This is a genomic window from Pseudomonas sp. S3_G06 (assembly GCF_054667565.1).
The window spans coordinates 948,347-969,935 of sequence record NZ_CP162738.1 but is presented as its reverse complement, the minus strand read 5'-3'; the positions used below and the strand labels follow the sequence as shown (position 1 = coordinate 969,935).

Below are 21,589 nucleotides of genomic sequence, written 5' to 3'. Positions count from 1 at the left end.
GATTCAGTATCGCCAGATGCATAACATCAGGCACACCTGATCGTGATATGCGTGATGTGCGGGGATATGGGAATCGTTACCTTGCAGCTCAGACGCAGTGCCCAGGTTCTGCTTTCAACCGATGCCGGGCGAATCAGCTTTGCGAGTGACCTCGCGGAACATGAAAAAGCCGGATTTATCAAAAAAACGGTACAGCATTGGTACCTGATTCGCGGTAAATACGCTTGACCCCCGCAGACACAAGGCCTTTTTGGATTATGTGCGGATTAGCTGGCGAGTTACGTTTTGATCAACAACCTGCAGACCTTGCAGCGATCGAGAGAATCACCCATCACCTGGCCCCTCGCGGCCCTGACGCGTGGGGCTTCCATGCCCAAGGGCCGATTGCCCTGGGTCATCGACGCCTGAAAATCATGGACCTGTCGGACGGCTCGGCGCAGCCGATGATCGACAGCCAACTGGGCCTGTCCCTGGCGTTCAACGGTGCGATCTACAACTTCCCGGAACTGCGCGCAGAGCTTGAAGCACTGGGTTATGCCTTCTATTCGGGTGGCGACACCGAAGTGCTGCTCAAGGGTTATCACGCCTGGGGCGAGGCACTGCTGCCGAAACTCAACGGCATGTTCGCCTTCGCCATCTGGGAGCGCGATGCCAAGCGTCTGTTCATCGCCCGCGACCGTCTCGGCGTCAAGCCGCTGTACCTGTCGCGAACCGGCCAACGCCTGCGCTTCGCTTCGGCATTGCCGGCATTGCTCAAGGGCGGCGATATCAACCCGATTCTTGATCCGGTGGCGCTCAATCACTATCTGAATTTCCATGCGGTGGTGCCTGCGCCGCGCACCTTGCTGGCCGGTATTGAAAAACTGCCGCCGGCCACCTGGATGCGCGTTGAAGCCGATGGCGGCACCGAGCAGAAAACCTGGTGGACCCTGCCCTACGGCCCAAATGAAGACGAGAAAAACCTCAATCTGGAAGACTGGGTCGATCGCGTCCTCGGCAGCACCCGCGAAGCAGTGGCGATCCGTCAGCGTGCGGCAGTGGATGTCGGTGTGTTGCTTTCGGGCGGTGTCGATTCGAGCATGCTCGTCGGCCTGTTGCGCGAAGTCGGCGTAGAAAATCTGTCGACCTTCTCCATTGGTTTCCAGGATGCCGGCGGCGAGCGCGGCGACGAATTCCAGTATTCGGACCTGATCGCCAAGCACTACGGCACCCGCCACCACCAGTTGCGCATCGACGAGAAAGAAATCATCGAGCAACTGCCCGCCGCCTTCCGCGCAATGAGCGAACCGATGGTCAGCCATGACTGCATCGCGTTCTATCTGTTGTCCCGTGAAGTGGCCAAGCACTGCAAAGTGGTGCAGAGCGGCCAAGGCGCAGACGAACTGTTTGCCGGTTACCACTGGTATCCGCAGGTCGACGGCGCGGCGGACCCATACGCGGCCTACCGCGACGCGTTCTTCGATCGCAGCTACGACGACTACGCGGCGACAGTTCAGCCGAAATGGCTGGTCGATCATGATGCGGCGGGCGACTTCGTCAAACAGCATTTTGCCGAGCCCGGCGCCGATGCTGCCGTGGACAAGGCGCTGCGTCTGGACAGCACAGTGATGCTGGTCGATGACCCGGTCAAACGCGTCGACAACATGACCATGGCCTGGGGCCTGGAAGCGCGTACGCCGTTTCTCGATTATCGACTGGTCGAACTGTCGGCTCGCGTTCCGGGCAAATTCAAGCTGCCCGATGGCGGCAAGCAAGTGCTGAAAGAAGCTGCGCGCCGGGTCATTCCAAGCGAAGTGATCGACCGCAAGAAAGGCTATTTCCCGGTGCCGGGTCTCAAGCACTTGCAGGGCGACACACTCAATTGGGTGCGCGAGCTGCTGCTGGATCCGAGCCAGGATCGCGGCCTGTTCAACCCGAGCATGCTCGACAAGCTTTTGACTGATCCGCAAGGCCAGCTGACCCCATTGCGCGGCTCGAAACTGTGGCAACTGGCGGCCCTGAACCTGTGGCTCAGTGAACAAGGAATCTGATTGATGAAACCCCATGCCACGTCCATCAACCAACGCCTGTTGCGTGGTCAGGCCCCCTCGTATGAACGTTTGCAGGCGCGCCTGGCCGAAGACGGCAGCGAGCTTGCCAGCGCCCCGATTGCCGTGCATTGCGGTTGGGGCCGGCTGCTGATCGGCCACACCTTTCCCGACCCGGCGTCGCTGGCGCAGGAGCTGCTCAACGAGCAACCCGGCGAGCGCGACATCGCCCTGTATGTTGCCGCACCGCAGCAGATTCTCGGCCTCGAGCCGACGCAGCTGTTTCTCGATCCATCCGACACCCTGCGTTTGTGGTTCAGCGATTACCGGCAGGCCACGCGGGTGTTTCGCGGCTTCCGCATTCGCCGTGCGCAAAGCGAAACCGACTGGCAGGGCATCAACCGTTTGTACCAGGCGCGCGGCATGTTGCCGATCGATCAGGAGCTGCTCACCCCACATCATCAGGGCGGCCCGGTGTACTGGCTGGCGGAAGACGAAGACAGCGGCGCGGTGATCGGCAGTGTCATGGGCCTCAATCATCAAAAAGCCTTTAACGATCCGGAACACGGCAGCAGCCTCTGGTGCCTGGCGGTCGACCCGCATTGCTCGCGCCCCGGCGTCGGCGAAGTGCTGGTGCGACATTTGGTCGAGCACTTCATGAGTCGCGGCCTGGCTTATCTGGATCTGTCGGTGCTGCACGACAATCGTCAGGCGAAAAACCTTTACGCCAAACTGGGTTTCCGCAACCTGCCGACCTTCGCCATCAAGCGCAAGAACGGCATCAACCAGCCGCTGTTTCTCGGCCCGGGCCCGGAGGCGAATTTCAATCCTTACGCGCGGATCATCGTCGAAGAGGCGCATCGACGCGGCATCGACGTGCAAGTCGATGACGCCGACGCCGGGCTGTTCACCCTTAGCCATGGCGGCCGTCGCGTGCGCTGCCGCGAGTCGCTGAGCGATCTGACCAGTGCGATCAGCATGACCCTGTGCCAGGACAAAAGTCTGACCCACAAGGTGCTGAAAGGCGCAGGTCTGAAACTGCCAGCGCAGCAACTGGCGGGCAATGCCGACGACAACCTGGCCTTCCTCGATGAGCACCAACGGGTGGTGGTCAAGCCTCTCGATGGCGAACAGGGCCACGGCGTCGCGGTGGATCTGCGCACCATCGAAGAAGTGCAGAAGGCTATCGAAACCGCCAAGCAGTTCGACAGTCGCGTGCTGCTGGAAAGCTTCCACGAAGGCCTTGATCTGCGCATCGTGGTGATCGGCTTTGAAGTGGTGGCGGCGGCGATTCGCAAGCCCGCCGAAGTGGTCGGCGATGGTCAGCATTCGATCGGTGCGCTGATCGAAGCGCAAAGCCGCCGCCGGCAAGCCGCCACCAGTGGCGAAAGCAAGATTCCGCTGGACCACGAAACCCAACGCACGCTGCATGCGGCCGGTTACGACTACAGCAGCATCCTGCCGGCCGGCGAGCATCTGTTCGTGCGGCGCACGGCCAACCTGCACACCGGCGGGACGCTGGAAGACGTGACCGACATTCTTCATCCGACCCTGGTCGACGCGGCCGTGCGCGCGGCGCGGGCCTTGGACATTCCAATGGTCGGGCTCGATCTGATGGTGCCGGCGGCGGATCAGCCCGAGTACGTGTTCATCGAAGCCAATGAGCGCGCCGGCCTGGCCAACCATGAACCGCAGCCGACGGCGGAACGCTTTGTCGATCTGTTGTTTCCGCATAGTCAGCCGGCTGTCTCTTGATTATGCAGCGCCTCCACTGACGCCTTCGCGAGCAAGCTCGCTCCCACAGGGGAATGCATTCCAAATGTGGGAGCGAGCTTGCTCGCGAAAGGGTTGCATCAGGCGCCACAAATCTTTCTCTCATCGAAACCATCGGTGTGCTCAACCCATCAGGAGTTTCCATGACCATCACCACACAAATCCCTGAACCGGATCTGGCTTACCTGCAAAAAGTCCTGCTGGAAATGCTCGCCATTCCCAGCCCTACCGGGTTCACCGACACCATCGTGCGCTACGTCGCCGAGCGTCTCGAAGAGCTGGGCATTCCGTTTGAAATGACCCGGCGCGGGACCATCCGCGCGACCTTGAAGGGCAAAAAGAGCAGCCCTGACCGCGCGGTGTCGGCGCACCTGGACACCATCGGCGCTGCTGTGCGTGCGGTGAAAGACAACGGTCGCCTGACCCTCGCCCCGGTCGGTTGCTGGTCGAGCCGCTTTGCCGAGGGCAGCCGGGTCAGCCTGTTCACCGACACCGGCGTGATTCGCGGCAGCGTGCTGCCGCTGATGGCGTCCGGGCATGCGTTCAATACCCAGGTCGATGAAATGCCGATCAGTTGGGACCACGTCGAACTGCGTCTGGACGCCTACTGCACGACCAAAGCCGATTGCGAATCGCTGGGCATACATGTCGGCGACGTGGTGGCCTTCGATCCGCTGCCGGAGTTCACCGAAAGCGGGCATATCAGCGCGCGCCACCTCGACGACAAGGCCGGCGTCGCAGCGCTGCTCGCCGCGCTCAAGGCGATTGTCGACAGCGGCCAGGAACTGAACATCGATTGCCATCCGCTGTTCACCATCACCGAAGAGACCGGAAGCGGTGCAGCGGCGGCATTGCCGTGGGACGTCAGCGAGTTTGTCGGCATCGACATCGCACCGGTCGCCCCCGGCCAGCATTCCAGCGAACACGCGGTGAGCGTGGCGATGCAGGATTCGGGCGGGCCGTATGACTATCACCTGTCGCGGCATCTGTTGCGTCTGGCCGATGAACACGAATTGCCGGTGCGCCGTGACATGTTCCGCTATTACTTCAGCGATGCGCACTCGGCGGTCACCGCCGGCCACGACATTCGCACCGCCCTGCTCGCCTTCGGCTGCGATGCCACCCACGGCTACGAACGCACGCACATCGACAGCCTGGCGGCGCTCAGTCGCTTGCTCGGCGCGTACATTCTGAGCCCGCCGGTCTTCGCCAGCGATGCGGCGCCGGCCAATGCTTCACTGGATCGCTTCAGCCATCAGATCGAGCATGACACGCAGATGGAAAGCGAAACCCGCGTGCCGCCGGTGGACAGTCTGGTTGGGCAGCGTTCTGACAGTTGAGCCTTCGGAACAGATAACCGCCTTCGCGAGCAGGCTCGCTCCCACAGGGGATCGCATTCAAATGTGGGAGCGAGCCTGCTCGCGAATGGGCCGGCAAGACCGATACAGAACTGGCAGGCAGAACCCAATCCCCGTAGCATCCCGACATTGATTTGACCGAGGTGCCCATGCTCATTCCCCACGACGCGCTTGAAGTCGACACCCTCACCCGCCTGATCGAGGATTTCGTCACCCGCGACGGTACCGACAACGGCGATGACACCCCGCTGGAAACCCGCGTCCTGCGCGTGCGCCAGGCGTTGACCAAAGGCCAGGCTTTGATCGTGTTCGACCCGGAAAGCGAACAGTGCCAGCTGATGCTCAAGCACGACGTACCCAAGCATCTGTTCGACTGAAACCGTCAGCCAGCCTTCGCCGCGGCCTCCTTGCGCTTGATCCGGTCATAGACCTCGGCGCGGTGTACATGGACCTTTTTCGGCGCCTCGACGCCGAAGCGCACGCTGGAGCCGTTGACCGACAGAACACGCAGGGTGATGTCGTCTCCGATTGAAATCAACTCACCGACCACACGGCTGAGTACAAGCATGGGATTCATCCTTCAGGACTGGCAAACCCTGAAGATGCGCGGCTTACAGCGTCTTCACAATCCACGACGAGCAAATCAGTCTTGCCCTACAGCTGCCCACGCCCACAGCTGTCAGACGCTTCGCACAAAAGCCTCAGGCGGCGGAAAAGCGCGGCCCGAACAGAATGATGCTGGCACCGACCACGCACAGCGCCATGCCGATCCAGTCCGAGCCCAGCGGACGCACCCGCTCGACCACCGCCAGCCAGCCAATCGAAGCAACGATGTAGATCCCGCCATACGCGGCATAGGCGCGCCCGGCGTAGGCCGCTTCAACACGGGTCAGCAACAGCGCGAACAGGGTCAGGCTGAGCAACGCGGGAATCACCCACAACGCACTCTTGCCCTGGCGCAGCCACATGTAGAAGGCAAAACAGCCGGCGATTTCAAACAGCGCTGCAAGGAAGAACCACAAGTAATTGAGCATGGAGGCGTCTCGACAGGGTGACCATGGCGGCCACCCTAACGACGCGGCGGGCATCGAACAAGATCAAGCGTTGTTTTGTTTGGCCTTGGCGCGCATTTTCTCGGCCATGGAAGTCATCTCGTTGTAGAGCAGTTGCGGATTCTTTTGCTTGATCGCCCAGGCCATGCGCCCTTGTTCGTGGGGCAGGATCATGAACTCACCGGCGGCGACTTGCTGATAGATGTAGTCAGCGATGTCGGCGGCACTGATCGGCGAACTTTCCAGCAACTTGCCGACTTGGGCTTTCATGGCCGGGGTCGGGCCACGGAAAGAATCGAGCAAGTTGGTCTGGAAGAACGACGGGCAAACCACATGCACCGCCACTTCCTGCTGCGCCAGTTCGATCAGCAGACTCTCCGACAACGCCACTACGCCGGCCTTGGCCACGTTGTAGTTGCTCATCGCCGGGCCTTGCATCAGTGCGGCCATGGAGGCGATGTTGATGATCTTGCCCTTGCTCTGTTCCAGCAGCGGCAGGAACGCCTTGCAGCCTTTGACCACGCCCATCAGGTTGATCGCGATCTGCCAGTCCCAGTCTTCCAGGGACAGTTCGCTGAAGAATCCGCCCGATGCGACGCCGGCATTGTTGACGATGATGTCGATGCCGCCGAGCTTCTCTTCGCAGGCCTGGGCGAAGGCGGTGAGCTGGCTGTAATCGCGCACGTCACAGCGCTGAATGAAGCCGTCACCGCCCGCCTCGCGCACCAGTTTCAGGGTTTCCTGCAGGCCGGGTTCACTGACATCGGACAAGGCCAGCCGCCAGCCTTCACGGGCCCAGCGCAGGGCGATTTCGCGACCCAGGCCTGAGCCTGCACCAGTGATCATCATGCGATTTTGCATAGCGGACAGCCTTGTTGTTCCGGGAGAGATGCGCCGAGTGTAGCGAAGGTTCGACTGCCGCCCACGCTCCATCCAATTGCTGAATGGAGGATCAAAAGATTCCAGCCGTCATCGTTTTCGGGATGGTCTCCTGTAGGAGCTGCCGAAGGCTGCGATCTATTGCTTTTCTGCTTTAAAGGAAATAACCGAGCAATCCAAATACATTAAAAAAACATTGAATTATTTTTCACCGGCGCAAGTCGGAACATGTAAGCCGGCTGGAATTTAGTTGCTCTCCAGCTGCCCACTGAGCATCAAGACTCTTCCAGACTCTGAACAAGGAAATCACCCATGGGCACAATTCTAATCATCATCCTGATCCTGTTGCTGATCGGTGGTCTGCCGGTCTTCCCGCACTCCAGAAGTTGGGGTTATGGCCCGTCGGGCATTATCGGCGTGGTGTTGGTCGTGCTGCTGGTGCTGTTGTTACTCGGCAAGATATGACGATTTGAAGCTGTAAAAAAAGAGGCCCTTGTTCAAGGGCCTCTTTTTTATTGCGTGGACTTTAAGGAGTGATCAGTCCGGCTTGCCGTGAATGACACCGGCGGTATTATCGAGCAGGCTCTTGGTCGCGGTTTGCAGGAACGCCTCAAGTTTGAGTTTGAGTTCGGCAGTGCGCGGCGCGTCCGGTACAACTTCGGCGTGCGGGTTGGCGCCAAGTTGATATTTCCAGATTTTCGGGCCCATGTCCTTGTCACGCGGCAGCACCAGAATCTCATCGGCGGTGACGATGGCGGTGGTCTGCTCGCTGCCAGATGGCTTGATCACACCGAAACCGGTGTCGCCCTGCGGCAGGTTGAGCAGATCACGACCCCAGCACTGGTGACGCACTTCGCCACCGAGACGGCCCATGATGGTCGGCACGATGTCGATCTGCGTACCCACGGTGTGGTCGCGGGTTCCGAACTTCTGCTGAATGCCCGGGGCGATCATCAGCATCGGCACGTTGAAGCGGCCCAGGTCCATTTCGGTGATCTGGCGCTCGTTGCCGAAGCCGTGGTCGCCGACGATGACGAACAGGGTTTCGTTGAAGTACTTCTCTTTGCGCGCCTTTTCGAAGAACTGGCCGAGTGCCCAATCGGAGTAGCGCATGGCGGTCAGGTGTTCGTTGAGGCTGCCACGGTCAGTCACGCGCTCGACCGGCAATGGCGTGGGCAAGGCGTACGGCGTGTGGTTGGACAGGGTTTGCAGCAATGCGTAAAACGGCTTGCCGTTTTCCCGCGCCTTCAATTCCTGCAGGCCACGATCGAACATGTCCTGGTCGGACACGCCCCAGGTCGGATCGGAGAACACCGGATTGACGAAGTCGTTGCGGCCAACGAAGTTGGTCATGCCCTGGTTGCTGAAGAAGCCCGACTGGTTATCCCAGGCGAAATCACCGTTGTAGACATAGACATCGTCATAGTCGCGGGCGCTGAGCAACTGCGGCAGGCCGGACAGTTTGTGGCTGCCTTCCGGGGTCTGCATCAGGTATTCGAAACCTGGCAGGTTGGGGAAGCAGGCCATGGTCGCGAACATGCCCTGATGGGTGTGGGTGCCGTTGGAGAAGAAACGGTCGAACAGCAGACCTTCCTTCGACAGCTTGTCCAGGTACGGGGTGATATTGCCCGGCGCGCCCAAAGCACCGACCGAGTGACCGGCCATGCTTTCCATCAGGATCACCACGACGTTCTTGATCGGCAGGGTCTTGTCGGCCGGCGGCATGTAGTCGCGGCGAACAGCGGCGATGTCGGCATCGGCCAGTTTGTCGTCCGGCATCAGCAGCATGTCGCGCACCACTTGCTGCGCCTGCTCCTGCGGCAGCGTGGCTTTCCAGATGTTGTCGCGGTCTTCGCCCATGCGCGCCTTGGCTGCGGCGACCAGCGACAGCGTGCCGTTGAGGCCGAGCTGGTTGGCGAAGTTGGAATCGGTGGTGTAGACGTCACCCCAGCGCATCGGCGGGCCCTGACGCAGGGTGCCGCGAGCGGCGACGACGCAGATCAGCAGGCAAACCACGAACACCGCCAGGCGGGTGTACCACGGCGCAACCTGACGGGAGCTGACGCTGCCGCCGCTGAACGGTCCGCGCGGGCGGGTGGCGCGGTCGGCGCCTTTGAACGCCAGGGTCAGAATGACCGTACCGATCACCCACGCCAGCACGTAGCGAACCACCGGGAAACCGTACCAGAGCATGCTCATTACGGTTTTCGGGTCTTCCTTCACGTACTGGAACACCAGACCATTGAGGCGCTGGTGAAACTCGCGGTAGAAGTCCATTTCCATCAGGCCGAGGAACAGCGCGATGCTCGACGCGACGGTCAGCCACAGACGGAAGAAACCGCGCGCGGCCATGGCCCGGGCACTGAAAAGTGCCAGCACCAGCGGAATGCACAGATAGACCACCAGGCGCAGGTCGAAACGCAGACCGTTGACGAACGCTTCGAGGAAGGTCGCGGCCGGGGTGTCGAGGATCATCTCGCGGTTGTAGACCAGCAGCGCGAGGCGCAGCGCGGAAAACATGACCATCATGACCAGTGCGCACAGCAGCGTGTAGGCCAGATGCGATTTGACGGTCGGTTGCAGCAGGCGAGCAGAAGATCGCTGCTGATTCAGGGCGTCCGGGTTTGCCATGTCGTTTTAGGACCCATTGGAAGTTGAAGTTGCAAAAATACAGCGGCGCCAGGCCCTCTATTGGTCAGTCCAGACCCCGGGGCGTGCGCGGTGCGCAAATGTTGCACGATCGTTCACACCATTGCCATTGATTACTGTCCTGCTCTTCAAGACTTTCATTCAAAGGGCTGGCAGCGCTATGGCAGGTAACAAGTGCGGGCGAATTGTCTTGGAGACTTTGTGAAAATTTCGTGCAACGCATATCTGGAAATACAATTTAGAGACAAAACAAAACGCCCCGAACCGGTCGGGGCGTTTTGCTTACAGCGAATTGATTATTTCTCGGCGCGTTCTTTCAGCGCTTTCAGGGTATTGAATGGCGCATCGACCACGAACTTGTTGGCGACCATGGCCGGTACGCTACCGCCCGGCTCGGTGTGCACCTGATAAGTCACTTCAACCTGATCGCCTTTAGGCACGAACTTCCAGAAGCCTTTGACTTGCTGGACCCGCACGAAGCCTTTTTCTTCCGGGAGATAGGTCGGTACGCCTTCAAGATTACGGGTCAGGCTGCCATCGGCGCCCTCAACGGTGGTGATCTTCAGCACCGAATCACGCGGGGTCACCGGCCACGGCGTGTTGAATTGCGAATAGGTCCAGCTCAGATCGCCTTCGTGCTTGAGCAGTTTCTGGCTCTTGCATTCGTGAATCCACGCGCAGGCGCCGGAGACGTCTTCCTGCAAGGCGCGCAGTTTGGCGACGGTGGTTTTCATCAGCGCGACGCCTTGGTAGGACTTGTAGTCCGAACCGGGTATTTCGCTCAGGGAAACCTTGATGCCGTCTTCGTTCTTGGCCACTTTCCAGTCTTCCGCCTGAGCGACCGAAGTGGCAAGTACGGCAGTCAGACCACACAACACAGCGATACGGTGCAGCGAACCCATAGTCTTATTCCTTATTGTTGAAGTTCCGTTGGTGAACACATCACGCCGCCGTCATCTGCTCCCACCAGCCGATCAATCTGATCGCTTCTTCCGAACTGCTGCCGCACACCTCGACATCCGCAGCGAAGCCCGAGCACACAGCCGGACGTTCCGGACGGCCGAAAATGCTGCACAGGTTATCGACCGACAGTTGCACGCAACGTTCGCCGGCGGGCTTGCCATCGGGCATGCCGGGGATCGGCGAACTGATGGAGGGGGCAATGCAGCAAGCGCCACAGCCTTCACGGCATTTCATGACGAACAGATCCTCGCGACGGGCGATGTGTAAAGAGACGGGAAACAGAGTAACCGCTAAAACGACTGTTTCAAATTGCTACGAGCGGGTTTTCAACGATAAGTAAAAGTGACCGGGCAGTCTCCGACGAAGCGTCTGCTCTGCGCGTTGCAGAGGGCAGCATCTATTGCTTGAATTCGAAATCCAGCGCCGCACCTTCCACATCGCGTCGCGCTTCGTTGCGCAGTTGCAACTGCATTTCGTTGCTGAGCAAACGGCCGTTGAGCTGGAAGCCGTTATCTTTCTCGCCAAACATCTGCGGCAGGATGGCCTCGCGTTTGGGCAGCTCAACGGTGCCCTGTGGCTTCAACTCTTCAACCATATCTTTGGGCAGGCTGAGATCGAGTTTTGCCGGCGGCAATTTGGTCTTGGCCACTTCGCTGGCGGGTTTCGATTTCGAAGCAACCGGGCGGCGCTTCTTCACCGTGGCGTTTTTTTTCGCCTGGGCTTTTTTTGCCGGAGCCGCGGTTTTGGTGGCTTTGTTCGTGGTATTGGTCGCTGCCGGTTTTTCCTGGGCTGCGGCCGCCAGGACACCCGGCGCCTGGCCGATCATCAGCAAACCCAGCAGTACCCACGCGGCAGGAACAATGGCTTTCATGGACCCAACGAACTAACGGCAGAGGGCCACATGCTCGCCTGTTGTGCGTCACATGACAAGCCTCACCGCCCTCCCCGTTCAGAATCCGCCAGCGGTTTCCTGACACAGCTGGGTGGCCAACAGACCCAGCGTCATCAGCGCCCGCTCCGCTTCGCGGTTCCACGGAATGCCGCAGTTAAGGCGGATACAGTGGTTGAACTGCTCGGTATTACTGAAGATCAGCCCCGGCGCGATGCTGATGCCTTGTTGCAGCGCGCGGACATGCAATTCCTGAGTGTTGACCCGCCCCGGCAAGCTCACCCAGAGGATGAAACCGCCCGTGGGCCGGGACATTTGCGTGCCCTCGGGGAAGTGCTGCTGCACCGCCAGCTGGAACGCGCTGAGGTTTTTCCGGTACTCCTGACGGATGTAGCGTAAATGCCGGTCATAACCGCCGTTTTCCAGATACGCGGCAATCGCCATCTGCGTGACGCTGCACGCCGAATGGGTACTGAAGGTTTGCAGGCGCTGGATTTCCTGTTGGTATTTGCCGGCGATCATCCAGCCGATGCGCACACCCGGTGACAAGGTTTTGGAGAAGCTTGAGCAGTAGATCACCCGATCCAGGCGGTCGTAGGCTTTCAGCGCTTTGGTGCGGCCCTGTTCGAACATCAGTTCGCCGTAGATATCGTCTTCGACAATCTGAATGTCGAAATCCGAGGCCAGGCGCAGCAACTGTTTCTGCCGCTCTTCCGGCATGGTGCCGCCAAGGGGATTGCTCAGGCGCGTAGTCAGCACCAGCGCCTTGATCGACCATTGGTTGGCGGCCAGTTGCAAGGCTTCCAGACTCATGCCGGTGGCGGGGTCGCTGGGGATTTCGATGACTTTCAGGCCGAGCAGATCGGCCAGTTGCAGCAGGCCGTAATAGGTCGGCGATTCGGCAGCAATCAGATCGCCCGGCCGCGTCAGCACGCGCAACGACATCTGCAAGGCGTCGACACAGCCGTGGGTGATCACCACTTCCGATGGATCGACCACCACGCCAGCGTCACGCATGCGGATCGCCACTTGCCGGCGCAGCGGTTCGAAGCCGGGGCTGAACATGTAGCTGAACGCCCGAGGGCTGTGGAAGCGGGTGACCTTGGCCAATTGCTGATGCAGCGCGCGCACCGGCAGATAATCGACACTCGGCACCGCAGCGCCCAGCGGAAACACGCCTTCGCGGCGGGATTCGACCAATACCTGTTGAATGATGCTGCTGCGCGTCACCAGCCCCGGCCGTTCGACCCGGGCAATGTCCGGCGTCGGCGCGGTCAGCGCCGGGGTCTGGTGTACGTAGTAACCCGACTGTGGCCGGGCGCGGATCAGGCCCTGATCCTCAAGGTTGGCGTAAGCCTGCAACACCGTCGCATGGCTGACGTTGAGCTGCGAACTCATCTTGCGCACCGAAGGCACGCGCTCCCCCGGTTGATAAACACCACGGCGGATGTCTTCGGCCAGTTGCTGAGCAATACGTTGGTAGAGCAAGAGATTGGTCATGACGCAGCACTCGATTTCACGGGCGTTTTATTCTTGTCTGAAACAATACCGGAACAGTTTAGAAGTGTACTGGGACAGTTGCCAGATTACTCGACCGTACAGTGCGGTGTCTGCCCCATCTGTACGGTTTTGCGCGGCAATCGACAGACACAAAAAAGCCCGGCACTGCATGACAGTCCGGGCTTTCCAGAGACGCAGCCCTTAGCGGGCGGCGCCGAGCTGGCCTTTTTCATCAGAGAACACGATTTCTACGCGGCGGTTCTGCGCCCGTCCACGCTCGGAGGCATTGGCGTCGACCGGGAACTGATCACCGTAACCTTCAACCTGGATACGTTTTTCATCGATACCCAGATCGACCAGCACGTCAGCCACCGATTGCGCACGATCGCGAGACAGTTTGAGGTTTTCCTGTCTGCCACCGGTGCTGTCGGTGTAACCCTCGATGCGCACAACGCGCTTGGGATTCAGTTGCAGGAACTGGACGATCTTCAGTACGACGCGGTTGGCCGAGTTTTTCAGTTCCGCCTGGCCGGTGTCGAACAACACGTCGCCGAGGGTCATCACCAGACCCCGATCGGTCTGAGTGGTGGCCAGCGCGACGATCTGTTCCTCCAGCCACTTGCCTTGTTGCTGCACGCTGAGCAGTTTCGATTCGCGCAGGGCCAGTTGCAGGCGTTGCCGCTCAAGCTCGAGCTTGGCGGCGTGCTCCTCGTTGAGCGCCTGATTGGTGTGCTCACGGGCGATTTCGCTGTAGCGCTGGCTCAGGTAGGCGTAATGCACCACGTCGGCACCGCTGCCCCAATAGGTCGACAGCCGATCGGCGCGGGCCAGGGACTCGCCGGCGCGGATCACGTCCTTCGGCGCGATGCGCAGCACGTTGGAATCTTCCTTGACCTTCTGGAAATCAGCGCCGGCCTGTTGTAGCGCCGCCTCGCTGTGCTGGCCGGCGCAGCCGTACAGGCTGGCGCAACCGGCAACAAGCAGAATGCCGAGAGCGTTGGACTTGAGGCTCATTGCGCTTCCCCCAGTTGCAGCTGCTTGCGCAGGCGGACAATGCGGGTATTGAGCACATTCAGCTGCTCTTCGCTTTTTTTCGTCAGCACCTTGGCTTCAGCCAGACGCGCATCCAGTTCGGCCTGCTCGGCACGCATGCGCGCGTTGCGATAGGACTCGTCCGCCATGTTGCCTTTGGCGCGGTTGTACTTGGTTTCGGCCAGTTGCATTTCCGGCACTTCGTCAGCGGTGGCGCCGACTGCCTTGGCCTGCACGATGGCTTGTTCGGTCAAACGCATTTGTTCACTGGGTGCCGGATCGGTTGCGCACCCGGCCAGGGCCAGAACGGCCACAGCCGCGAAAAGAGGTCGAATACTCACTAAGAATCCCTACTGTTTTGGGGCACTGACAGGTTGTGGCGGCTGTTGCTGTTGCGCCTTCCAGCGCTCGATGTTGCGTTGCAGCGCGGCTTCCGTCAGTCCGGACGCGGGCAATTCTGTCATCTTTTTGGCGAGCTGTCCGCGCAACCACGGATCGTTGCAGGCCGAGTTATGCGAAACCGCGAGGAACAGCCCCGGACGATCGATGGGTTGCTCGAACGCCAGCAGATCGCTGGTCATGCCCAATGTCTGCGCGGCGGCAAGGCCTGAGTAGCGCCCGGCGAGGACATATTCCACTTCGCCCAACAGCAGTTTCTGTAGTGCCTGGGTAAGGTTTACTGTGCGGGTCAGGGTCAGATTCTGTTCGGCGAAAGTGCCGAATGCCTGGGTCATCCGAGACTTTTCCGACAACGCGCCGACATGGCCTTTCAGGTCGCTGGCCTCGGCATAGGTCAGCGTCGAGCCTTTGCGCGTCCACACCAGATAGTCGTTTTCCAGCAGTGGCGGATGGATATAGTCGAGGTTTTCCAGCTCATTTACCGTCAGCGGCGCATCGGCCAGCATGTCCATGCGTCCGCTGCGCACTTCATCAAGCGCCTGCGAGCGTTTGCCGGCGTAGAGCAGGTCGACTTTGATGCCCAGATCCTTGGCCACTTGCTGCAACAGATCGGCACTGGCACCGATCAAGCGCTTGGGGTTTTGCGGGTCCTGCCACAGGTACGGCGGCGCGTCAGGGCTGCCGGTGACGACCAGGCGCTCGCACTTGCCCGCGGCCATGGCCAAACCTGGCAACAGCACCAATCCCAACAACCATCCGCAGCGCAGATCCATGGCAAAACGCTCCCCAGTCAAATCCAAGACAAAAAAAAGCCCGACCAACAGGCCGGGCTCTTTATAAGTGAAGCCGCCGGATTAGACCAGCTTCTCCAGCTCAGGTACTGCTTCGAACAGATCCGCCACAAGACCGTAATCGGCCACCTGGAAGATCGGCGCTTCTTCGTCCTTGTTGATCGCAACGATCACCTTGGAGTCTTTCATGCCGGCCAGATGCTGGATCGCGCCGGAGATGCCGACGGCGATGTACAGCTGTGGCGCAACGATCTTGCCGGTCTGACCGACCTGCATGTCGTTCGGTACGAAACCTGCGTCGACCGCAGCGCGCGAAGCGCCAACAGCCGCGCCGAGCTTGTCGGCCAGCGCGTACAGGTGTTTGAAGTTGTCACCGTTCTGCATGCCGCGACCGCCGGAAACGACGATCTTGGCAGCGGTCAGCTCAGGACGATCGGACTTGGCCAGCTCTTCGCTGACGAAGCTCGAAGTACCGGCGTCGTGGGCAGCGCCAACGGTTTCAACGGCAGCCGACCCACCTTCAGCAGCAACCGGATCGAAACCGGTGGCACGCACGGTGATCACTTTGATCGCGGCGGTCGATTGCACGGTAGCGATGGCGTTACCGGCGTAGATCGGGCGCTTGAAGGTGTCAGCGCTTTCAACCGAGATGATCTCGGAGATCTGGTCAACGTCCAGCGCAGCAGCAACGCGCGGCAGGATGTTTTTGCCGTTGGAAGTGGCGGCAGCGAGGATGTGGCTATAACCAGCGCCCAGCTCGGCTACCAGCGGCGCGATGTTTTCCGGCAACTGATGCGCGTACGCGGCGTTGTCAGCGTTGAGGACTTTGCTCACGCCAGCGATTTTCGCCGCGGCTTCAGCCACCGGGCCTGCGCCCTGACCTGCCACCAGAACGTGGATGTCGCCGCCGATTTTGGCAGCAGCGGCCACGGTGTTCAGCGTGGCCGGGGCCAGCACTTTGTTGTCGTGTTCAGCGATTACCAAGATAGTCATGATTAGATTACCTTCGCTTCGTTTTTCAGTTTCTCGACCAGTTCAGCCACCGACTTGACCTTGATACCCGCGCTGCGTGCAGCCGGCGCTTCGACTTTCAGGGTCTTGTTGGTGGAGGCGGTGGAAACGCCCAAAGCGTCCGGAGTCAGCACTTCGAGAGGCTTCTTCTTGGCTTTCATGATGTTTGGCAGGGACGCGTAGCGCGGCTCGTTCAAACGCAGGTCGGTGGTGACGATGGCCGGCAGTTTCAGCGAAACGGTCTGCGCGCCGCCATCGATCTCGCGGGTCACGGCAACGCTGTCGCCGGAGACTTCGACTTTCGAAGCGAAGGTGCCCTGACCGTAGCCGCTCAGTGCCGCGAGCATCTGACCGGTCTGGTTGTTGTCGCTGTCGATCGCCTGTTTGCCAAGGATCACCAGTTGCGGCTGTTCCTTGTCGACGACGGCCTTGAGCAGCTTGGCCACGGCCAGCGAGGTCAGGTCTTCAGCGGATTCGACGAGGATGGCGCGATCGGCACCCAGAGCCAGCGCGGTACGCAACTGCTCCTGAGCGGTGGTCGGGCCGATGGAGACGACGACGATTTCAGTCGCAACGCCCTTCTCTTTCAGGCGTACGGCTTCTTCCACGGCGATTTCGCAGAATGGGTTCATCGACATCTTGACGTTGGCGAGGTCGACGCCGGAATTGTCCGCCTTGACGCGAACCTTGACGTTGTAATCCACAACGCGTTTGACAGCTACAAGAACCTTCATGGATTCCTCGTTACTCTCCGGTGAAAAGAAAGTCGCCTAGGCGAACCTGGCGGATGATGCTCATCGGGCGACAAGGGCACCTCTAAAAACGCCGGCTTAAATGTGAGGTGATTCACTTCGCGAAGGGAGGTGACCGTTCGTCAGGGGTGACTATCGGGTCATTCATTCTCACGCTGTGTAAACTGCGCGCCGGACTTGCGCTGCGCATCACCGTCTACTGCCTGTGCCCTGTCTTTAGAGGTGCTCTTGAAACCGCCAGTCTGCCTACGGCGAGCGCAAAACCGCCCGTATCTTGACCGGAACGCCCATTCTGGTCAATACGCCAAAATGCCCTGTCATAAGCCGCGCTTCTTTGATTTATCAGGGCTGGAGGCGATTCAAACAAACGTTTGTATTGGACGCTCGGAGTGGTGTAGATATAATGCGCCGCCTAGAGAGAAAGGTGGATTCGCCAATATTCCCTTTGACGTTAACGTAAAGGCAATACGGATGCGAGATCAAACCTCCATATTAGAAAAAAAACTGTTGAGCCTTGAGTAGGAGATAGCCTGTGGAACGCGAATACATGGAATTCGACGTCGTCATCGTCGGTGCCGGCCCCGCTGGTCTGTCCGCCGCCTGCCGCTTGAAGCAGAAGGCCGCTGACGCCGGTAAGGAAATCAGCGTCTGCGTGGTCGAAAAAGGCTCCGAAGTCGGCGCGCATATCCTCTCCGGTGCGGTATTCGAACCCCGCGCCCTGAACGAACTGTTCCCGGACTGGAAAGAGCTCGGCGCGCCGCTGAACACGCCCGTCACACGCGATGACATTTTCGTGCTGAAAAACGCTGACAGCGCGCAGAAGATTCCTGACTTCTTTGTGCCCAAGACCATGCACAACGAAGGCAACTACATCATCTCCCTGGGCAACCTGTGCCGCTGGCTGGCTCAGCAGGCGGAAAACCTCGGTGTGGAAATCTACCCGGGCTTCGCCGCTCAGGAAGCGCTGATCGATGAAAACGGTGTGGTGCGCGGGATCATCACCGGTGATCTGGGCGTCGACCGTGAAGGCCATCCGAAAGAAGGCCTGTACACCCCGGGCATGGAACTGCGTGGCAAATACACGCTGTTCGCCGAAGGCTGCCGTGGCCACATCGGCAAGCAACTGATCAAGCGCTACAACCTCGACAGCGATGCCGACGTTCAGCACTACGGCATCGGTCTGAAAGAAATCTGGGAAATCGACCCGGCCAAGCATCAGCCAGGCCTGGTGGTGCACACCGCCGGCTGGCCGCTGGACATCATGGGCACCGAGAACACCGGCGGCTCGTTCCTCTATCACCTGGAAAACAATCAGGTGGTAGTCGGTCTGATCGTCGACCTGTCCTACAGCAACACTTACCTGTCGCCGTTCGATGAGTTCCAGCGCCTCAAGCATCACCCGGTGCTCAAGCAATATCTGGAAGGCGGCAAGCGCGTCAGCTACGGCGCCCGCGCCATCGCCAAGGGCGGCCTGAACTCGCTGCCGAAAATGGTCTTCAAGGGCGGCGCGCTGATCGGTTGCGACCTCGGCACCCTGAACTTCGCCAAGATCAAAGGCAGCCACACCGCGATGAAGTCCGGCATGCTCGCGGCTGAATCGGTAGCAGATGCGCTGTTCGCCGAGCAGGACTGCACCGTCGAACTGACCACTTACGTCGACGCGTTCAAGAACAGCTGGCTGCACGAAGAACTGTTCGCCAGCCGTAATTTCGGCGCGGCGATTCACAAGTACGGCGCAATCATCGGCGGTGGTTTCAACTGGCTGGACCAGAACATCTTCGGCGGCAAACTGCCGTTCACCCTGCGCGACACCAAGCCGGATTACGCCTGCCTCAAGCTCGCGGCCGACTGCAAGAAGATCGACTACCCGAAACCTGACGGCAAACTGAGTTTCGACAAACTCAGCTCGGTGTTCATCTCCGGCACCAACCACGAAGAAGAGCAGCCGTGCCACTTGAAGCTGACCGATCCGAGCATCCCGATCAGCAAAAACCTGCCGCTGTACGACGAACCGGCGCAGCGCTACTGCCCGGCCGGCGTATACGAAGTGATCACCAAGGAAGATGGCGAGAAGCGCTTCCAGATCAACGCCCAGAACTGCGTGCACTGCAAGACCTGTGACATCAAGGACCCTGCGCAGAACATCACCTGGGTCGCACCGGAAGGTGCCGGCGGCCCGACTTACCCGAACATGTAAGTCGAAACGCTGAACAACAAGGCTCCCGACATGGGGGCCTTTTTGTTGCCCAAAATTCCTCTGACACCACAAAACAACTGTGGGAGCGAGCCTGCTCGCGAAAGCGGTGTGTCATATGAAGATGATGTCGACTGATGCACCGACTTCGCGAGCAGGCTCGCTCCCACAGGGGATATCGTCGGATCAGGCAGCGCGCTCATCCCCCGGACTGCGTTCGAAGTAGCGCTTGTATTCGCGACTGAATTGCGACGTGCTCTGATACCCCACCCGATGCGCCACCTGCGCCACGCCCAGCCCCTCCGCCACCAGCAGCGTCTGCGCCTTCAACAAACGTAAACGCTTGAGATACTGCACCGGCGACAACAGCGTGCTGCGTTTGAAATGCTCATGAAAGGTCGACACGCTCATGTTCGCGCAACCGGCCAATGTCTCGACATTCAGCGGTTCGGTGTAATGTGCATGCAGATGGCTGATCGATGCCGCCACCCGGGCGAATTGCCCTTGTTGCTCGACCAACGCCCGCAACACATCCGCTTGCGGCCCGCGCAGCGCGACGAACAATAACTCGCGAACCCGTGCCGGGCCGAGAATCTGGCATTCCAGCGGATCGTGCAGACAGCTGAGCAGCCGTTCGACACAACCGCGCATGCCATCGTCGAGCACCACCGAGGTCATCGACTCCGGCGTCTGCGCCGGAATATGCCGACCCGGCGCCAGCCCCATGGCCAGCACCAGTTCGCCGAGCAGGACACGATCGATCGCCACCGACACACCAAGCAATGGCGCGTCGGGCAAGGCAAAGGTTTCGCATTCGAACGGCACCGGCAGCGCCTGGATCAGGTAATGCCCGGCGCCATATTCCATGGTTCGTGGGCCGAGGAACGCCAGTTTGCTGCCCTGGGCGATGATCATCAGGCTCGGCTCGTAAATATGCGGGCCACGGGCGACGTCGCAACTGGCGCGCAAAATCTGCACACCGGGCAGGCCGGTCTGGCTGTAGCCATCGCGCAGCGCCAGCGGTTCGATCAACGAAACCAGCCGGGCATTGGCATCAAGATGACGGGTCAACTGCATCGAATAGGTCTTCGTAAAATTCACGGAAAAAGGGATGAAAACATCATCGCAGATCCGCTGGCCAATGCGATCGCCGAAACCCGCATGCCGGAGGATTAGGCATGAGACCCGGAGAAATCGTCATGGCCGCCCCCGCCTCTGGCGGCCAGAATTCACCGCCTCACTTGTCACTGTTTTTGCGAGGTCACCCATGTACACCGCCATCGGCTATGCCGCCCAATCGGCCACCACTCCCCTCGCCCCGATGAAATTCGAACGCCGCAGCCCGCGCGCCGACGACGTGGCGATCGAAATTCTCTACTGCGGCGTCTGCCATTCCGACATCCATCAGGCACGCAACGAATGGGGCATCGCCGTTTATCCGCTGATGCCCGGCCATGAGATTGTCGGAAAAGTCACCGCTGTCGGTGCGAATGTCACCCGTCACAAGGTAGGCGATCTGGTTGGCGTCGGCTGCATGGTCGACTCCTGCCGCAGCTGCGACGCCTGCCAGGCGAACCTCGAGCAATATTGCCTCGAAGGCCCGACCATGACCTACGCCACCCCGGACCGGGTCGATGGCAGCAACACCATGGGCGGTTACTCCGACAGCATCGTGGTCAGCGAACACTTCGTTGTGCGCATCCCCGAGAAACTGGCTCTGGCCAGCGCCGCACCGATTCTCTGTGCCGGTATCACCACTTACTCGCCGCTCAAGCATTACGGCGTCAAGGCCGGTGACAAGGTCGGGATTCTCGGCATGGGCGGCCTCGGCCACATGGGCATCAAGTTCGCCAAGGCGATGGGCGCGGAAGTCACGCTGTTCACCCGCTCGGCGAGCAAGGCTGAAGAAGGTCGCCGTCAGGGCGCCGATCACGTCATCGTCTCCACCGATGCCGAGCAGATGAAGGCCGCGGCCGGCTACTTCGACTTCCTGCTCGACACCATTCCGGTGCAACACGATTTGAACCCGTACCTCGACACGCTGCGTTTCGACGGTGTGCACATTCTGGTCGGCCTGATCGAGCCGGTGAACCCGCCCGTTCACGCCGGCAAACTGGTGATGAGCCGCCGCGTGCTGGCCGGCTCCTTGATCGGTGGTATCGCCGAAACCCAGGAAGTGCTGGATTTCTGCGCCGAACACAACATCACCTGCGACATCGAAATGCTCGATATCCGCCAGATCAACGAAGCCTACGCGCGGATGATTGCCGGTGATGTGAAGTACCGCTTCGTCATCGACATGGCGACGCTGAAGGCCTAA

21 protein-coding genes are annotated in these 21,589 nt (G+C 60.1%); 7 read left to right on the top strand and 14 right to left on the bottom strand.

The window, feature by feature from the left end:
• The first annotated feature begins 257 nt into the window (after positions 1-257).
• The 4 genes from AB4N47_RS04455 to AB4N47_RS04440 all read left to right on the top strand — a co-directional run bounded on the left by AB4N47_RS04455 (position 258) and on the right by AB4N47_RS04440 (position 5,535).
• Complete coding sequence (locus AB4N47_RS04455; RefSeq protein ID WP_341639331.1) at positions 258-2,030, top strand: N-acetylglutaminylglutamine amidotransferase; 1,773 nt, start codon at positions 258-260, stop codon at positions 2,028-2,030.
• A 3-nt stretch (positions 2,031-2,033) separates the two neighbouring features.
• On the top strand, positions 2,034-3,782 hold the full coding sequence (ngg, locus tag AB4N47_RS04450) for an N-acetylglutaminylglutamine synthetase (protein WP_341639330.1): 1,749 nt from the start codon (positions 2,034-2,036) through the stop codon (positions 3,780-3,782).
• A gap of 161 nt (positions 3,783-3,943) precedes the next feature.
• Entirely contained in the window at positions 3,944-5,140 is a 1,197-nt protein-coding gene (locus AB4N47_RS04445; RefSeq protein ID WP_341639329.1) for an osmoprotectant NAGGN system M42 family peptidase, read from the top strand.
• Positions 5,141-5,307: 167 nt separating this feature from the next.
• Positions 5,308-5,535, top strand: a complete 228-nt coding sequence (locus AB4N47_RS04440) for a YheU family protein (protein WP_003172962.1) — start codon at positions 5,308-5,310, stop codon at positions 5,533-5,535.
• Between the two features lie 5 nt (positions 5,536-5,540).
• On the opposite strand, the gene csrA is transcribed toward AB4N47_RS04440, so the two are convergent.
• The 3 genes from csrA to AB4N47_RS04425 form a co-directional block, all read right to left on the bottom strand.
• Positions 5,541-5,726, bottom strand: coding sequence for a carbon storage regulator CsrA (csrA, locus tag AB4N47_RS04435; RefSeq protein WP_024013891.1), 186 nt, complete (start codon positions 5,724-5,726; stop codon positions 5,541-5,543).
• A gap of 133 nt (positions 5,727-5,859) precedes the next feature.
• Positions 5,860-6,192: a YnfA family protein gene (locus tag AB4N47_RS04430; RefSeq protein ID WP_016770946.1), complete on the bottom strand. Its 333-nt coding sequence runs from the start codon at positions 6,190-6,192 to the stop codon at positions 5,860-5,862.
• A gap of 63 nt (positions 6,193-6,255) precedes the next feature.
• A complete protein-coding gene (locus AB4N47_RS04425) occupies positions 6,256-7,071 on the bottom strand; it encodes an SDR family oxidoreductase (protein ID WP_122880400.1) in 816 nt (271 codons plus the stop codon).
• Positions 7,072-7,401: 330 nt separating this feature from the next.
• On the opposite strand from AB4N47_RS04425, the gene AB4N47_RS04420 reads away from it, so the two are divergent.
• On the top strand, positions 7,402-7,554 hold the full coding sequence (locus AB4N47_RS04420) for a DUF3309 family protein (protein WP_003183939.1): 153 nt from the start codon (positions 7,402-7,404) through the stop codon (positions 7,552-7,554).
• Positions 7,555-7,626: 72 nt separating this feature from the next.
• Here the strand turns inward: AB4N47_RS04420 and AB4N47_RS04415 are convergent, their stop codons facing one another.
• The 10 genes from AB4N47_RS04415 to AB4N47_RS04370 form a co-directional block, all read right to left on the bottom strand.
• Entirely contained in the window at positions 7,627-9,720 is a 2,094-nt protein-coding gene (locus AB4N47_RS04415) for an LTA synthase family protein (protein WP_341639328.1), read from the bottom strand.
• A gap of 314 nt (positions 9,721-10,034) precedes the next feature.
• The gene (locus AB4N47_RS04410) at positions 10,035-10,640 is read right to left on the bottom strand and encodes an START domain-containing protein (protein WP_016770733.1); all 606 of its coding nucleotides are present in this window, start codon (positions 10,638-10,640) and stop codon (positions 10,035-10,037) included.
• A 40-nt stretch (positions 10,641-10,680) separates the two neighbouring features.
• Complete coding sequence (locus AB4N47_RS04405) at positions 10,681-10,935, bottom strand: YkgJ family cysteine cluster protein (RefSeq protein ID WP_016770949.1); 255 nt, start codon at positions 10,933-10,935, stop codon at positions 10,681-10,683.
• Between the two features lie 163 nt (positions 10,936-11,098).
• A complete protein-coding gene (locus tag AB4N47_RS04400) occupies positions 11,099-11,572 on the bottom strand; it encodes a translation initiation factor 2 (protein WP_341639327.1) in 474 nt (157 codons plus the stop codon).
• A gap of 78 nt (positions 11,573-11,650) precedes the next feature.
• Positions 11,651-13,090 (bottom strand): aminotransferase-like domain-containing protein, encoded by a 1,440-nt coding sequence (locus AB4N47_RS04395; RefSeq protein ID WP_024013893.1) that lies wholly within the window; start codon positions 13,088-13,090, stop codon positions 11,651-11,653.
• A 201-nt stretch (positions 13,091-13,291) separates the two neighbouring features.
• A complete protein-coding gene (locus AB4N47_RS04390) occupies positions 13,292-14,104 on the bottom strand; it encodes an OmpA family protein (protein WP_341639326.1) in 813 nt (270 codons plus the stop codon).
• Complete coding sequence (locus AB4N47_RS04385) at positions 14,101-14,463, bottom strand: DUF4398 domain-containing protein (protein WP_172667940.1); 363 nt, start codon at positions 14,461-14,463, stop codon at positions 14,101-14,103. The genes AB4N47_RS04390 and AB4N47_RS04385 overlap by 4 nt, the downstream gene beginning before the upstream one ends.
• A 9-nt stretch (positions 14,464-14,472) precedes the next feature.
• Positions 14,473-15,294, bottom strand: coding sequence for a substrate-binding periplasmic protein (locus tag AB4N47_RS04380; protein WP_341639325.1), 822 nt, complete (start codon positions 15,292-15,294; stop codon positions 14,473-14,475).
• A gap of 81 nt (positions 15,295-15,375) precedes the next feature.
• Complete coding sequence (locus AB4N47_RS04375; RefSeq protein WP_341639324.1) at positions 15,376-16,305, bottom strand: electron transfer flavoprotein subunit alpha/FixB family protein; 930 nt, start codon at positions 16,303-16,305, stop codon at positions 15,376-15,378.
• Between the two features lie 2 nt (positions 16,306-16,307).
• Entirely contained in the window at positions 16,308-17,057 is a 750-nt protein-coding gene (locus AB4N47_RS04370) for an electron transfer flavoprotein subunit beta/FixA family protein (RefSeq protein WP_007908338.1), read from the bottom strand.
• 550 nt (positions 17,058-17,607) lie between these two features.
• Between AB4N47_RS04370 and AB4N47_RS04365 the strand changes: the two genes are divergently transcribed.
• Complete coding sequence (locus tag AB4N47_RS04365) at positions 17,608-19,272, top strand: electron transfer flavoprotein-ubiquinone oxidoreductase (protein WP_039760105.1); 1,665 nt, start codon at positions 17,608-17,610, stop codon at positions 19,270-19,272.
• 183 nt (positions 19,273-19,455) lie between these two features.
• Here AB4N47_RS04365 and AB4N47_RS04360 read toward each other — a convergent pair whose 3' ends face one another.
• Positions 19,456-20,346: an AraC family transcriptional regulator gene (locus AB4N47_RS04360; protein WP_016770956.1), complete on the bottom strand. Its 891-nt coding sequence runs from the start codon at positions 20,344-20,346 to the stop codon at positions 19,456-19,458.
• A gap of 190 nt (positions 20,347-20,536) precedes the next feature.
• On the opposite strand from AB4N47_RS04360, the gene AB4N47_RS04355 reads away from it, so the two are divergent.
• Positions 20,537-21,589 carry an NAD(P)-dependent alcohol dehydrogenase gene (locus tag AB4N47_RS04355; RefSeq protein ID WP_341639323.1) on the top strand — a complete coding sequence of 351 codons (1,053 nt, stop codon included), beginning with the start codon at positions 20,537-20,539 and terminating at the stop codon, positions 21,587-21,589.

Coding starts and splice junctions, on each gene's coding strand:
- AB4N47_RS04360 (WP_016770956.1), bottom strand. CDS start 20,346: ATGCAGTTGACCCGTCATCTTGATGCCAATGCCCGGCTGGTTTCGTTG.
- csrA (WP_024013891.1), bottom strand. CDS start 5,726: ATGCTTGTACTCAGCCGTGTGGTCGGTGAGTTGATTTCAATCGGAGAC.
- AB4N47_RS04405 (WP_016770949.1), bottom strand. CDS start 10,935: ATGAAATGCCGTGAAGGCTGTGGCGCTTGCTGCATTGCCCCCTCCATC.
- AB4N47_RS04400 (WP_341639327.1), bottom strand. CDS start 11,572: ATGAAAGCCATTGTTCCTGCCGCGTGGGTACTGCTGGGTTTGCTGATG.
- AB4N47_RS04420 (WP_003183939.1), top strand. CDS start 7,402: ATGGGCACAATTCTAATCATCATCCTGATCCTGTTGCTGATCGGTGGT.
- AB4N47_RS04410 (WP_016770733.1), bottom strand. CDS start 10,640: ATGGGTTCGCTGCACCGTATCGCTGTGTTGTGTGGTCTGACTGCCGTA.
- AB4N47_RS04375 (WP_341639324.1), bottom strand. CDS start 16,305: ATGACTATCTTGGTAATCGCTGAACACGACAACAAAGTGCTGGCCCCG.
- AB4N47_RS04355 (WP_341639323.1), top strand. CDS start 20,537: ATGTACACCGCCATCGGCTATGCCGCCCAATCGGCCACCACTCCCCTC.
- AB4N47_RS04430 (WP_016770946.1), bottom strand. CDS start 6,192: ATGCTCAATTACTTGTGGTTCTTCCTTGCAGCGCTGTTTGAAATCGCC.
- ngg (WP_341639330.1), top strand. CDS start 2,034: ATGAAACCCCATGCCACGTCCATCAACCAACGCCTGTTGCGTGGTCAG.
- AB4N47_RS04390 (WP_341639326.1), bottom strand. CDS start 14,104: ATGAGCCTCAAGTCCAACGCTCTCGGCATTCTGCTTGTTGCCGGTTGC.
- AB4N47_RS04425 (WP_122880400.1), bottom strand. CDS start 7,071: ATGCAAAATCGCATGATGATCACTGGTGCAGGCTCAGGCCTGGGTCGC.
- AB4N47_RS04370 (WP_007908338.1), bottom strand. CDS start 17,057: ATGAAGGTTCTTGTAGCTGTCAAACGCGTTGTGGATTACAACGTCAAG.
- AB4N47_RS04395 (WP_024013893.1), bottom strand. CDS start 13,090: ATGACCAATCTCTTGCTCTACCAACGTATTGCTCAGCAACTGGCCGAA.
- AB4N47_RS04445 (WP_341639329.1), top strand. CDS start 3,944: ATGACCATCACCACACAAATCCCTGAACCGGATCTGGCTTACCTGCAA.
- AB4N47_RS04380 (WP_341639325.1), bottom strand. CDS start 15,294: ATGGATCTGCGCTGCGGATGGTTGTTGGGATTGGTGCTGTTGCCAGGT.
- AB4N47_RS04440 (WP_003172962.1), top strand. CDS start 5,308: ATGCTCATTCCCCACGACGCGCTTGAAGTCGACACCCTCACCCGCCTG.
- AB4N47_RS04455 (WP_341639331.1), top strand. CDS start 258: ATGTGCGGATTAGCTGGCGAGTTACGTTTTGATCAACAACCTGCAGAC.
- AB4N47_RS04415 (WP_341639328.1), bottom strand. CDS start 9,720: ATGGCAAACCCGGACGCCCTGAATCAGCAGCGATCTTCTGCTCGCCTG.